10 protein-coding genes are annotated in these 13,398 nt (G+C 72.6%); 6 read left to right on the top strand and 4 right to left on the bottom strand.

The genetic code is table 11. The annotated features are described in order from the left end of the window. Positions 1–224: 224 nt before the first annotated feature. The 4 genes from IEZ13_RS23005 to IEZ13_RS22990 are packed head-to-tail and all read left to right on the top strand — an operon-like array spanning position 225 to position 3,767. On the top strand, positions 225–1,232 hold the full coding sequence (locus IEZ13_RS23005) for an ArsR/SmtB family transcription factor (RefSeq protein ID WP_183226169.1): 1,008 nt from the start codon (positions 225–227) through the stop codon (positions 1,230–1,232). 29 nt (positions 1,233–1,261) lie between these two features. Then, positions 1,262–2,218 (top strand): ABC transporter ATP-binding protein, encoded by a 957-nt coding sequence (locus IEZ13_RS23000; RefSeq protein WP_183226168.1) that lies wholly within the window; start codon positions 1,262–1,264, stop codon positions 2,216–2,218. Beyond that, positions 2,215–2,985 (top strand): ABC transporter permease, encoded by a 771-nt coding sequence (locus IEZ13_RS22995; protein ID WP_183226167.1) that lies wholly within the window; start codon positions 2,215–2,217, stop codon positions 2,983–2,985. The genes IEZ13_RS23000 and IEZ13_RS22995 overlap by 4 nt, the downstream gene beginning before the upstream one ends. After that, positions 2,982–3,767 carry an ABC transporter permease gene (locus IEZ13_RS22990; protein WP_183226166.1) on the top strand — a complete coding sequence of 262 codons (786 nt, stop codon included), beginning with the start codon at positions 2,982–2,984 and terminating at the stop codon, positions 3,765–3,767. Before IEZ13_RS22995 ends, IEZ13_RS22990 begins: the two co-directional genes overlap by 4 nt. Positions 3,768–3,779: 12 nt before the next feature. On the opposite strand, the gene ndk is transcribed toward IEZ13_RS22990, so the two are convergent. Next, positions 3,780–4,196 carry a nucleoside-diphosphate kinase gene (gene ndk, locus IEZ13_RS22985; RefSeq protein ID WP_183226165.1) on the bottom strand — a complete coding sequence of 139 codons (417 nt, stop codon included), beginning with the start codon at positions 4,194–4,196 and terminating at the stop codon, positions 3,780–3,782. Positions 4,197–4,345: 149 nt separating this feature from the next. On the opposite strand from ndk, the gene IEZ13_RS46700 reads away from it, so the two are divergent. Next, entirely contained in the window at positions 4,346–7,918 is a 3,573-nt protein-coding gene (locus IEZ13_RS46700) for a VOC family protein (protein WP_229794923.1), read from the top strand. Between the two features lie 34 nt (positions 7,919–7,952). Here the strand turns inward: IEZ13_RS46700 and IEZ13_RS22975 are convergent, their stop codons facing one another. From IEZ13_RS22975 to IEZ13_RS22965, 3 genes are read right to left on the bottom strand one after another with little or no spacing between them, the layout of a single operon-like run. Then, positions 7,953–8,312 (bottom strand): DUF4233 domain-containing protein, encoded by a 360-nt coding sequence (locus tag IEZ13_RS22975; RefSeq protein ID WP_183226164.1) that lies wholly within the window; start codon positions 8,310–8,312, stop codon positions 7,953–7,955. Then, on the bottom strand, positions 8,309–9,640 hold the full coding sequence (locus IEZ13_RS22970) for a bifunctional folylpolyglutamate synthase/dihydrofolate synthase (RefSeq protein ID WP_183226163.1): 1,332 nt from the start codon (positions 9,638–9,640) through the stop codon (positions 8,309–8,311). Before IEZ13_RS22970 ends, IEZ13_RS22975 begins: the two co-directional genes overlap by 4 nt. Then, positions 9,637–12,267 carry a valine--tRNA ligase gene (locus IEZ13_RS22965; RefSeq protein WP_183226162.1) on the bottom strand — a complete coding sequence of 877 codons (2,631 nt, stop codon included), beginning with the start codon at positions 12,265–12,267 and terminating at the stop codon, positions 9,637–9,639. Before IEZ13_RS22965 ends, IEZ13_RS22970 begins: the two co-directional genes overlap by 4 nt. Positions 12,268–12,392: 125 nt before the next feature. On the opposite strand from IEZ13_RS22965, the gene IEZ13_RS22960 reads away from it, so the two are divergent. Further along, positions 12,393–13,190 carry a hypothetical protein gene (locus IEZ13_RS22960; protein ID WP_183226161.1) on the top strand — a complete coding sequence of 266 codons (798 nt, stop codon included), beginning with the start codon at positions 12,393–12,395 and terminating at the stop codon, positions 13,188–13,190. Positions 13,191–13,398: the final 208 nt, after the last annotated feature.

Raw genomic sequence — 13,398 nt, 5'->3', positions numbered from 1 at the left:
AAAAAGACCCGTTCTTCCGGAGGCTCCCCGGTGATGGCCGGTTCAAAGCCTGCGTGCGCACAACGATACCGGGCACGCTCAGCTTCTCTCATCCGCATTACTTCAGGGGTACGGGCTACGCGCGGCCGCCGTGGGCCGGAAGCGACGTCCGTCGCTGCTCGCGCCCGGTGCCGCCCGCGCCGGGCGGAGCTGCCCACTCGCCCTTCGACCGTAAACTCGTGGGCGTGATCCGGATCGAGCTCGACGAACCGACGCTGTCGCGTACCCGGATCGCGATCAGCCCATTGATCGAGACGGTCTGCGGCCTCTGGCTGCTGCACCGCCACCCGGAGACCGCGCCCTGGCCGTACGACGGCTGGGCCCGGCGGGCGCAGGCCGTGCTGCGCACCGATCCGGCGACCGCCCCGCTGCGGGTCTACTTCGAGGTGGGCCGGATGCTGCCGGACTTCCTCGCCCCGATGCCGGGGTCGCCGGCGCCCACCATCGAGGAGCAGCTCGACGAGGTCCGGCACACGCCCGCCGAGGTGATCGCGCAGCAGGTCGCCCGGCACCACCCGGACGGAGTTCCGCCCTGCCTGCGGCCGTTCTTCGACGACCGGGAGACCGCGCTGAACCGGCTCGCCGACGGGCTCGCCGCCTTCTGGGACGGGGCCATGGCGCCGTACTGGCCGGCCATGCGGGCCGCGCTCGACGAGGAGGTCCTGCTGCGGGCCCGGGCGCTGGCCGCCGACGGCCCGGACGCCCTGCTCGCCCGGCTGCACGACCGGGTCCGCTGGGAGCGGCCGGTGCTCACCCTGATGAAGCAGCTGGAGGACGACTTCACCGCGACCGACCAGCGGCTCCTGCTGGTGCCGCTGATCTTCTCGCGGGGCGCGCTGCTCTACTCCTCGGACCATCCCGAGGTGGTGCTGGTGACCTACCAGGCGCGCGGCGCCGCCGTACTGGCCGAGAGCCACACCCCGGCCCCGGACGACCGGCTCACCCTGCTCATCGGCCGGGGGCGGGCCACCGTGCTGCGGGCGCTGACCATCCCGGCCACCACCACCGGGCTGGCAGAAGTGCTGGGGCTGGCGCCGAGCACGGTCTCCGAGCACCTGGCCGGCTTGCAGGCCGCCGGGGTGGTGCACCGGCGGCGGGCCGGACGCCGGGTCCTCTACGGCCTGGAACCGGCCGGGCTGGCACTGGTCAAGCTGCTCGGCGACGATTCGGCCACGACCGAATTCGTTTCCTGAATCGACCGTCGTTCCCTAGTTTTCCGGGCATGGAAAGCGACTACGCCATCGAGGCGGAGGGCCTGCGCCGCACGTACCGGACCCGCACCGGCTGGCTGCGGCCCCGGCGCGAGACGGTGGAGGCGGTCCGCGGCATCGACCTGACGGTGCGCCGCGGCGAACTGTTCGGCCTGCTCGGCCCGAACGGCGCCGGCAAGACCACCACCATCAAGATGCTCAACACCCTGCTCATCCCGACCGCCGGCACCGCGCGGATCCGCGGCTTCGACGTGGTCGAGCAGACCCGGGAGGTACGACGGCGGATCGGGTACGTGTTCGGCGGCGACCGCGGCCTCTACGACCGGCTGTCGGCGCTGGACAACCTGCGGTACTTCGCCGAGCTGTACGGCGTACCGCCCCGCGACCAGAGACGGCGCATCGCCGAGCTGCTGGAACTCGTCGGACTCACCGGACGGGAGCAGGAGCGGGTCGAGGGCTACTCCCGCGGCATGCGGCAGCGGCTGCACGCCCCCGAGGTGCTGTTCCTCGACGAGCCGTCGATCGGGGTCGACCCGGTCGCCGCCCGGGAGCTGCGCCGCACCGTGGCCGGGCTGGCCGCGGGCGGCACGACGGTCGTGCTGACCACGCACTACATGGCTGAGGCGGACGAGCTCTGCGACCGGATCGCGGTGATCTCCGGCGGCGAGATACAGGCACTCGGCACACCGGCCGAGCTGCGGAGCCGGGCAGACGGGCGGCGGGTCGTGGAGGTCGAGGCGTACGGCGTCCCGGACACCGCGATCAGCGCCCTACGGGGGCTGCCCGGCGTCCGCGAAACCTCGGTGGAGGACCGCGGGGCGCTGCAACTGCTGACCGTCCAGTCCGATGCGCACGTCGACGTACAGGGTGATGTGCTGCGGGAACTCGCCGGGATCCGGCTGGGCCGGGTGGACAGCCGGGAGCCGACGCTGGAGGACGCGTACGTGGCGATCGTGGGTGCCGCATGAGGACGCTACGCACCCTGCTGATCGGCACCGTGCTGCGCGCCAAGCACCTCAGCCGGTCCCCGTTCGAGGTCGCCATGGCACTGGTCATCCCGCTGGTCCAGGCCACCCTCGCGGTCTACCTGTTCCGGGCCGGCGACGAGCCGCACCGGCTGCTGGAGGCCGCGGTCGGCGCCGGCCTGATGGGCGTCTGGGCCTCGGTGCTCACCGGCTCCGGCGGCGCCATCCAGCACCAGCGGTTCGAGGGCACCCTCGAGATCATCATGCTGACGCCCCGGCACCCGGTGCTGGTGATCCTGCCGCTCACCGCCGCCACCGCGGTCACCGGCTGCTACGCGCTGGTCGCCACCCTGCTGTGGGGCCGCCTCGTCTACGGCATCCCGATCGACCTGGCGCACCCGCTCGCCTTCGGGGCCGCCACCCTGGCCTGCATCGCCGGGCTCGGCATGTTCGGCCTGCTGCTGGCCTCCACGTTCGTGCTGCTGCGCAACGCCAACGCGCTGGCCAACCCGCTCGACTACCCGATCTGGCTGCTCTCCGGAATGCTCGTGCCGATCAGCGTGCTGCCGGCCTGGACCGCCCCGATCGCGGCCGTCCTGCCGACCACGTGGGGCGCCCGGGCGCTGCGCGAGGCCACCGTCGGCGGGCCGGTCTGGCCGTCGATCGGGATCTGCCTGGCCCTCGGCACGGTGTGCCTGGTGCTCGGCGCGGTCCTGCTGAAATCGTTCGAACGCCGCGCCCGCGCGGCCGCGACCCTGGCGCTGGCATGAGGACACTTCGACTGATGGGCATCGGTGGCGCGCTGGCGTACCGGGCCCTGTTCAACTGGACCACCCCCGCCATGTACACCGGGACACTGCTCGCCGGGCCCACCTTCCAGCTGCTGTTCTTCGCCTACCTGGGGCGGCAGTTGCAGGTGGCCGACGACCGGTTCTTCATCGTCGGCAACGCGGTTCTGGCCGCGTCGACCGCCTGCGTGTTCGGCGGGACGATGGCGGTCGCCAACGAGCGCCGCTACGGCACCCTCGGCCACGTGCTGCTGTCCCCGCGCAGCCGGACCGTGGTGTTCTGGGGACGGGTGCTGCCGTACGCCGGAAACGGCCTGCTCATCGCCGCGTTCACGCTGCTCATGGGGGTGTTGCTGCTCGGCCTGCGGATCCCGGCCTCGGCTCTGCCCGGTCTGGCTCTGGCCCTGGCCGCCGGCTCGCTGGCCTGCGGCTTCTTCGGGCTCACGCTGGGCGCGCTGGGTCTGCGGTTCCGCGACGTGTGGGTGGTCTCGAACGTGTCGGCCGCGCTGCTGCTCCTGCTGACCGGGGTAAACGTGCCGCGCGACGGACTGCCCGACTGGATGATCACTGTCGGACAACTGCTGCCGATCACCCACGCGGCGGAGGCGGCCCGGCTGCTCGCGGCCGGGCGCGGCCTCGATGCGGCCGCGCCCGCGCTGGGCCGGGAACTGCTGGTCGGCGCCGGCTACGCGGTCCTCGCCGCGCTCCTGCTCAAGGTCTTCGAGGCCGAGTCCCGTCGCCGGGCGAGCCTGGAGACCCTGTAACGACTGTCAGATCTAGAACTTCGGGAACCAGAGGGCCAGCTCACGCTCGGCGCTCTCCGGGGAGTCGGAGGCGTGCACCAGGTTCTCCCGGTTGGAGAGCGCCAGGTCACCACGGATCGTGCCGGCGGCCGCCTTGCGGCCGTCGGTCGCGCCGATCATGGCCCGGACCACCTCGATGACCGAGTCACCGGAAAGGATCAGAGCCGCCAGCGGCCCGCTCGTCATGAAGTCCTTCAGCGGCGGGTAGAAGGCCTTGTCCACATGCTCGGCGTAGTGCGCGTCAGCCAGGGAGCCGTCCATCGTGCGCAACTCCAGCGCCTCGATGACCAGGCCCTTACCCTCGAAACGGGACAGAATCTCACCGAGCAGGCCGCGGCGCACCGCGTCGGGCTTGATCAGGACGAGCGAACGCTCGGTAGGGCTGGACACGCAGTTCCTCCGTTATCACTACAGGCCGACACGCGGGGAGTTCAGCCTATCGGTACCGCGAACGGGGCGAGCGGCGATGTCCGTACTGCCGCACTTTCGCGGACGCACCGCAGGGCCATAACCTGACGGGAACAACCGGGAGGTCCACAGTGGCGAACCAGACCGGCCGGCCAATCGCCCCGGCGCGCAAGCTGGTAGCGGCGATCATGGCCACGCTGGCGGCCTTCGTGATCGTTTACGGGCTCGGCATGCGCAGTTCGGCCGTCGCCTTCTTCGGCGTCGCCGTTCTCGCCATCGCCATAGCGGTCGCTTTCCTCAACGTGTCGCGCCGTGGTGGCCGGGCCACCGTGGCGGGCACCGCCGAGGTGCGGTCGATCACCGAGCCGCCGCCGGTCGGGGCATATGGGCGGGCCAGCATCGAGCTCATCGTGGTGGCGCCCGGCCTGGGTGCCTTCGACGCCATGGTCCGCGAGTCCCGGGTGCCGATCGAGAAGTGGCCGGATCCGGGCACCACCGTCCCGATCACCGTCGACGTCGACGACACCCGCCGCGTCCGGATCAACTGGAAGGACGCCGTCGCGCGCCCCCAGGGCGAGGATCCGCCGCCACCTCCCGACCCCGCCGACGGCCTCGATCCGGACGATCTCGACGAGGAACTTCTAGGCTCCGCCGACCCGGCCCCGTGGGAGGGCCGCGAACGCGAGTGGGACGTCGACACCGAGGACCCGCCACCCCCGCCCGGCCCGCGTGCCTCCTCCGGCGGGTTCGGCCGCCGGACCACCACGCCGGTCGTGGTCCGCGACACGCCCGCCGGCACCATCGTCGAGGGCCAGGTGGTCGGCACCGACGAGGAGCCGCCCCCGCTGCCCCGCCGGGCGCGGCCGTTCGGCCCCGCCGCCGCCACCGCGTCCACGGCCTTCGACGACCCGCCCAGGTCCGGTGCACACGACCACGCCGAGGACTTCTCCACCTCGTCGTCCGACTCGGGCCCCACCCCGTCGTCCGACCCGCGCCCGGCCCCCGGCCCCACCCCCTCGGCCGGCCCGCGCCCGACTCCCGGCCCCGGCCCGTCGGCCAATTCGCACCCGACCTCCGGCTCCGCCCCGTCGGCCGGCCCGCGCCCGGCCCCCGGCCCCGCCGCGTCGTTCGCGGGCCCGCCGTCAGGTGCCGCCTTCGCCACCTCGCCCGGAGAGGCCCCCGGCCGCCCGTTCGGCCCCGACCCTTCCGACCCGTCCGCCGGCGGACCCGGCCCGGCGGGTGGTCCCCGCACCACGACCGCCTCGGCCTCCACCCGCCCGCCCGGCTCCCGCCCGAGCCCGCGCCCCCGGAGCTCCTCCGCCACCGCGACGGTCGAGCGCGACACCCCACCGGCCGCGTCCCGCGCCACCAGCCGGACGGCCACCACCATGCCCCCACCGCAGCGCACGTCGACCGAGTCGGCTCCCACCCCACCGGCCGACCTCCGCACCGCCGAGGCTCCCGACGCGGACGAGGCCCACCGCACCGAGAGCGACCGGGCCGCCTCCCCGGCACCCCGCCCCCGCCGGCCCACCGAAACCGACGACCCCGCCCCGCCCACCCGGGAGACCCGTTACACCGGCCCGGCAGCGGAGACTCCCCAGAGCACCGTCCACCCGGCCGGCCCCTACCCGGACGAGGCCGACACCCACCGGAGCGGCACCGAGAAGCCCGGCCACCACCAGCCCGGGACCGGCACGACGGGCGCACACCGCGCCCACGCCGAACCCGATGCCGATCCGGCCGTCGATCTCGATCTGGGGGACGCCGGCCCGGCCGTCGACCTGGACCTGGAGTCCGTCGACCCGGCCGTCGACCTGGACCTGGACGGCCCGCCCACCCGCCCGGCGCAATCCGGCGCCGGCACCACGGCCGCCGCCGCGGCCTCGCCCCGGTCGGCGGCGATTCCACGCCAGGCGGCCCACCGCCGAGCCGACGACATCGGCCCCCCGGCGCGCCCCTCCGATGGCGAAGCCGTCCCGGGCACCCCCCGCGAAGCCGACCCGGGCACCACCCGGGAGACCGCCCCGGGCATCCCCCGCGAGACCCCGGCCGGGCCCGACGCCTCCGACCCCGGCCGCCACGAGCGTGCGGCCAACGACCAGCGATCCACCCCGGAGACGACGGCCACGTCCAGCGCGCCGACCGTCCCCGCCGGGCGCCCGTCGTCGCAGGCCCCCGAGGGTTCGCGAGGGCCACGCCGCAGCACCGGGCCGGTCGATCCGGTCTCGCCCGCCTCACGGACGCCCCGAACCGGCACTCCCCCGCCACCACCCACCGCGTGGAGCCAGGGGTTGAAGCCCCCACCGCCACCGGTCCCGCGCCCGGCCGACGCCCCCACACCGCCCCCGAGGCGCGTGCCCCGCCCGAGTCACGCGGCGCCACCCCCACCTCAGGCCCGGCCCGCACCTCGGACGACCACCCCGGCCGCAGCGTCGCCGGCACCTCAAACGACCAGCCCGGCGGCACGCCCGGCCACGACGCCGCCCGCACCTCAGACGACCACCCCCACGGCACGCCCGGCCACGACGCCGCCCGCACCTCAGACGACCACCCCCACGGCACGCCCGGCCCGGGCCGAAGTACCACCGCGGGACCCGTGGTCCCGGCCATCGCAGACGACCGCGCCCCGCGGTGACGGACGCTGGGCCGCGCCCACCCCCGGAACACCGGATCGCCCGGCCCCGCGACAGGCCGCACCGCCCCACGACGACCGCTGGGCGCGCCCCACGACCTCCCCGTGGGCGGAGCCGGAGGACGAACCCACGCCGGTCCCCCCGAACGTCGACGCCCATCCGCTGGGCAGCCGAACCCGCTTCTTCGTGCAGCCGGGCACCGAGCCGGGCACCCCTTCGACGACCGCCGAGGACGAGCCGGACACCAGGCCGGGGCCGACCCCGGTGGCGTTCCCGGCACAGCCACGCCCGGAGCGCGCCACGCCCACGCCGTCCCCGCTGACGACGCCCCCGAGCGCCCCGACCCCGGACCGGCCGTTCCCGAGCGCGCCGCCGCCGGCCGTCTCCTATCCGTCCCGCGACCAGGTCGACATCCCGCTGGATCTGCCGTTGCGCGGCAATCCGGAGCCGGCTCCGGAGACGTCCGCGCAGGCGGCGCCCGCCGTGGCCGACGGCATCGTCGCGCCCCCGGCCCAGCCACCGAAGGGCGCGTCGGCGCTGCGCGACGGCATCCTGGGTGTGGCGGTGGGCCGCGCGGCCGTCTCGCCGCACCCGGAGGACGGCAACCCGTGGGGTGATTTCGCCGGCCGCAACGAGCCGGACGAGCACGCCGCCGATGTGATCACCGGCTATCCGAGCGCCCGCCCGGGCCCGGCCGGCTCGATCCACGGGGTGGGCATCACCATCCTGGTCACCGACCTGGCGCGCTCGACCGAGTTCTACCGGGACGTGCTCGGCTTCCACGAGATCGACACCGGCGACGGCAGTGCCGTGCTGGCGTCCGGCGACACCCGCCTGGTGCTGCGTACGGTGCACAACCTGTCGTCCGACGCGGGCCGGCTGATCTACCTGAACCTGGAGGTCGGCGACATCGAGGCGGTGCACGCCGAGTTGCGGGAGAAGGGCGTCAAGTTCGTCCACTCGCCCCGCCCGGTGAACCGTGGCGACCGCCTGGAGCTGTGGTCGGCGACGTTCCGCGACCCGGACAACCACAACATCGCGATCACCCAGTGGCGGGCCATTCGCTGACGGGCATCACCCGGTCCCGGAACGGGACCGGGTGTCAGCCCAGGATCGTCCGGCGTACGTGCAGCACGTACACCCACGTCAACCCGAAGATCACCCCGACCGCGGCCAGGGTCCAGTGCAGGAACCCGCCGAGCAGCAACAGGACCTGGAGTGCGGTGCCACCGGCCCACGCCCAGCTCCGCTTCATGCTGCCGGCCAGCACGATCGCCAGCACGGCGAGGACGAGCACCATGATGATCGCCGGGCCGCTACCGTCTCCGGCGATCGTCTTCAGGGGCGCCACCATGAGCAGCAGCACGACCGTCTCCAGCGCCAGTGTCCCGGCGCCGAGTCCCCGTACCGCTGCTTGGGGGTTCTTGAGCCCGGAGGGGCGTGGCTCTTGCGGGGCGCTCATCGTTTGAGCAGCTTCCGCGCGTCGGCGACGGTGACGACCGATCCGGTGATCAGCACGGCGATGCCGCTGGTGTCCCCGGAGGAGTCCTCCTCGGCCAGGACGACGGCCTCCTCGATGGCGTCGGGCATGGTCGCCGTGACCGTCACCCGGTCCTCACCGAAGACGGCCACCGCCAGTTGGCCCAGCTCCTCGGCGGGCATGGCGCGCGGCGAGCTGTTCTGCGTCACCACGATCTTGGCGGCGACCGGTTCGAGCAGGTCGAGAAGTCCGGTGACGTCCTTGTCGCCGAGCACCGACACGACCGCCACCAGGTGCCGGAAGGAGAACTCCTCCTCCAGCGCGGTGACCGTGGCGGCCATCCCGTGCGGGTTGTGCGCGCCGTCGAGCAGGATGGTGGGCGCGCTGCGCACCCGTTCCAGCCGGCCGGGCGAGTCCACGCGGGCGAACCCTTCCCGGACCAGGTCGACCTCGAGCTGCCTGCCGGCGCCGGCACCGAGGAAGGCCTCGACGGCGGCGAGCGCGATCGCGGCGTTCTGCGCCTGGTGGGCGCCGAAGAGCGGCAGGAAGATCTCGTCGTAGACGCCGCCGAGCCCCTGGAGGGTGAGCACCTGCCCGCCGACCGCCTGGGTCCGCTCGACCACCCCGAACTCGCTGCCCTCCCGGGCGAGGGTGGCCTGCATGTCGGCGCAGCGTTCGAGGATGGGCCGCATGGCCTCCTCGGTCTGGAGCGCGGTGATCACGGTGGCGCCCTGGTGGATGATGCCCACCTTGTGCCAGGCGATGTCCTCGATCGTGTCGCCGAGCCACTCGGTGTGGTCGAGCCCGATCGGGGTGAGCACGCACACGCCCGCTTCGATGACGTTGGTGGCGTCCTCCTCGCCGCCGAGCCCCACCTCGACGACCGCGATGTCCACCGGCGCGTCGGCGAACGCCGCGTACGCCATGGCCGTCGTCATGTCGAAGTAGGTGAGCGGCTCCGCGTAACGCGCGTCGACGAGTTCGGCCAGCGGCGCCACCTCGCCGAACGTGGCGACGAGCCGCTCCTCCGACACCGGCTCCCCGTCGAGGCTGATCCGCTCCCGGACGCTCTCCAGGTGCGGGCTGGTGTAGCGGCCGGTGTGCAGCCCGTGGGCCCGCAGCAGCGCGTCGATCATCCGCGCCGTGCTGGTCTTGCCGTTGGTCCCGGTCAGGTGGATCGCCGGGTATGCCCGCTGCGGGCTGCCCAGCACGTCCATCAGGTCCCGGATCTTCTGCATGTCGAACGCCATGCGGGTGAAGCCGCGCTTGTCCAGCGCGGCCTCGACCTCGTCGTACTCGGGGTTGCTCATGATGCCGGCAACGCCGAGAGGGCGGCGGCGATCCGGACCAGATCGGCCTCGGCGGCCGCGAGCCGGTCCTTGATCTTCGCGACCACGGCTTCCGGGGCCTTGCCGATGAAGGCCTCGTTGCCGAGCTTGGCCCGGCACTGGGTGGCCTCCTTCTCGGCGGCCGCCCGGTCCTTCTCCAGCCGGGCCCGTTCGGCGGCCACGTCGATGGCGCCCCGGGTGTCCAGGTCGACGGTGATGCCACCGGTCACCGCGAGGGTGGCGGTGGTGGCGAAGTCGGCGCCGGGCGCGTCGAGCCGGGCCAGCGAACGGATCAGCGGCTCGTGCACGTCGATGCCGACGTTGCCCAGGCCGGTGAGCGCCGCGGTGACCCGCTGGCTCGGCTTGAGCCCCTGGTCGGAACGGAACCGCCGGACCTCGGTGACCACCTTCTGGAGTGCGGCCAGCTCCTCCTCGGCAGCGTCGTTGACGAGCGCCGGGTCGGCCGACGGCCACGCCGCCTTCATCACCGTCTCGCCGCCGGTCAGCGCGATCCACAGCTCCTCGGTGACGAACGGGATGACCGGGTGCAGCAGCCGCAGCAGCTGGTCGAGCACGTGCCCGAGCACGCGCTGCGTCACGGCGCTGCCCTGGGCCAGCACCGGCTTGCTCAGCTCCAGGTACCAGTCACACACGTCGTCCCACGCGAAGTGGTAGAGCGCGTCACAGACCTTCGCGTACTCGTAGGCCGCGAAGTAGCCGTCCACTTCCGCGGTCACATGCTGGAGGCGGGAGAGGATCCACTTGTCGATAGCTGACAATTCGGACGGCGAAGGAAGGTCGCCCGAGACTGACGCGCCGTTCATCATGGCGAACCGGGTCGCGTTCCACAGCTTGTTGCAGAAGTTGCGGGAGCCCTGGCACCACTCCTCGCTGACCGGCACGTCGGAGCCGGGGTTGGCGCCGCGGGCCAGCGTGAAGCGGGTGGCGTCGGCACCGTACCGGTCGATCCAGTCGAGCGGGTCGACCACGTTGCCGAACGACTTCGACATCTTCTTGCCGAACTGGTCGCGCACCATGCCGTGCAGGTTCACCACGTCGAACGGCTGCCGGCCGTCCATCGCGTAGAGACCGAACATCATCATCCGGGCGACCCAGAAGAAGAGGATGTCGTAGCCGGTCACCAGCACGCTGGTCGGGTAGAACTTCTCCAGGTCGGCGGTCTGCTCCGGCCAGCCCAGCGTGGAGAACGGCCACAGGCCCGAGGAGAACCAGGTGTCGAGGACGTCCTCGTCCTGCTTCCAGCCCTCGCCGGTGGGCGGCTGCTCGTCCGGTCCGACGCAGACGACCTCGCCGTCCGGCCCGTACCAGACCGGGATCCGGTGGCCCCACCACAGCTGCCGGGAGATGCACCAGTCGTGCATGTTGTCGACCCAGGCGAAGTACCGCTTGGACAGCTCCGCCGGCTCAATCTTCACCCGGCCGTCACGGACCGCGTCCCCGGCCGCCTTGGCCAGCGGCTTCGTGTTGACGAACCACTGCAGCGACAGGCGCGGCTCCACCGTGGTCTTGCACCGCGAACAATGCCCCACCGAATGCAGGTAGGGCCGCTTCTCGGCGACGATCCGGCCCTGCTCCCGCAGCGCCGCGACGATCGCCGGACGGGCCTCATAACGATCAAGACCTTCGAACGGCCCGGGTACGGTGATGATCGCCCGCTCGTCCATGATCGCCGGACTGGGCAGACCGTGCCGCTGCCCGATCTCGAAGTCATTGGGGTCGTGGGCCGGGGTCACCTTGACGGCGCCGGTGCCGAACGACGGGTCGACGTGCTCGTCCGCCACGATCGGGATGCGCCGGCCGGTCAGCGGCAGCTCGACCTCGGTGCCGACCAGGTGCCTGTACCGCTCGTCGTCGGGGTGCACGGCCACCGCGGTGTCACCGAGCATCGTCTCGGCACGGGTGGTGGCGACGACGATCGAGTTCTCGCCCTCGCCGTACCGGATCGAGACCAGCTCGCCCTCGTCCTCGGTGTGCTCCACCTCGATGTCGCTGAGCGCGGTGAGACAGCGCGGGCACCAGTTGATGATCCGGTTGGCCCGGTAGATCAGCTCGTCGTCGTACAGCCGCTTGAAGATCGTCTGAACGGCGCGGGAGAGGCCCTCGTCCATGGTGAACCGCTCGCGCGACCAGTCGACGGAGTCGCCGAGCCGCCGCATCTGCCCGAGGATGGCGCCACCGGACTCGGCCTTCCACTCCCAGACTCGCTCGACGAACTTCTCGCGGCCCAGGTCGTGCCGGGACAGCTGCTGCGCGGCGAGCTGCCGCTCCACCACGTTCTGCGTGGCGATGCCGGCGTGGTCCATGCCGGGCAGCCACAGCACCTCGTAGCCCTGCATCCGCTTGAGCCGGACCAGGGTGTCCTGAATCGTGTGGTCGAGGGCGTGCCCCACGTGCAGGGACCCGGTCACGTTCGGCGGCGGGATCACGATCGTGAACGGCGGCTTGTCACTCTTCGGGTCCGCCGTGAAGTAACCCTCCGATACCCACCGCTCGTACCGCCGCTGCTCTACCTCGCCCGGCTGGTACTGGGCGGAGAGGCCACCGGTGGGCCGGCTGTCGGGAGTACGGGGTTCGGTCTCATCGGTCACCCGACAAGTCTACGGATCCCCGCCCACCGCCCCGAATTCGCACCTCCTCCGAAGGACCCCGGCGCCCCGGGTGATCGGCCCGTCCACCACCCACGGCGCCGGCCGCCACCGGATAGGCTCGCCTGATGTCGGACCGCGGTCAGCACACACCACCTCCCGCCTCCCCGGAGCAGCCGGAGCCCGCGCCCGCTCCGGGGTCCTCCGCGGACCAGCCCACACCGCCCACTTCCGAGCCCAGCGCCCCTCCACCACCCGCACCCGATGACACCCCGCTGGAACTGAGCGCGACCCCCGACGACCCGGACAGTGACAATGCGTTCGGTCTGACCGCTGCGGAGAGCGACGACACCACCCGCCCCGCAAAGCCGCGCAGCAGGACCCGCACGATCGTCCTGGCAAGCCTGCTCGCGGTGACGGTCGCCGGCGCCGGAGCCATGGCCGTCTTCGGCTGGCGGATCAACTCCCAGCGCAACACGACGCTCGCCACACCGACCAGCATCGGCTCGCTCACCCTCGACGACAGCGAGGAGGCCACCGCGACCGCCGACTACCTGCAGACCGCTCTCTCCGCGGAGATCCCGATGACCAAGGCGGTGGGCGCCGTCTACACCGGGGCCGACGAGAAGAGCGTCCTGTTCTTCGGCGGCACCTCGCTCTTCTGGTCTCCCGGCTCCGAGCTGGACACCGCTTTCGATCTGGTGGGCGACGACCAGGGCGCGGTCACCGAGATCAGCGATGTGGAAGCCGGCGATCTGGGCGGCACCATGAAATGCGGAGTGACCCATTCCCCCGAGGGCGACCTGACGGTCTGTGGCTGGGCCGACCACGGCAGCCTGGCCCTGGCCATGTTCCCGAACCGCACCCCGGCCGAAGCCGCCCCCTTGATGCTCCAAATCCGTTCCGCCACCCAAACCCGAAGCTAAAACCCATTTCCGGTACGAAAGTGCCCGCCCCCAAACGCACCACCCCGTTCCGGGAGTCCCCGCGAGGCGCTGCGCCGTCCCAGCCGTGCAGCGCCCGCCGGGCGTGAGCCTTCCGTTACCGAAAAAAGGCAAAAAGAAAGGCCCACCCCGTATGGGGTGGGCCTTTCTATCACGTTGAGTCCGGCGGCGTCCTACTCTCCCACACCCT

This window comes from Actinoplanes campanulatus (assembly GCF_014647795.1).
GTDB lineage: Bacteria > Actinomycetota > Actinomycetes > Mycobacteriales > Micromonosporaceae > Actinoplanes > Actinoplanes campanulatus.
Note: the sequence above shows the minus strand (reverse complement) of the source record. Positions and strands in the feature narration are given on the sequence as shown.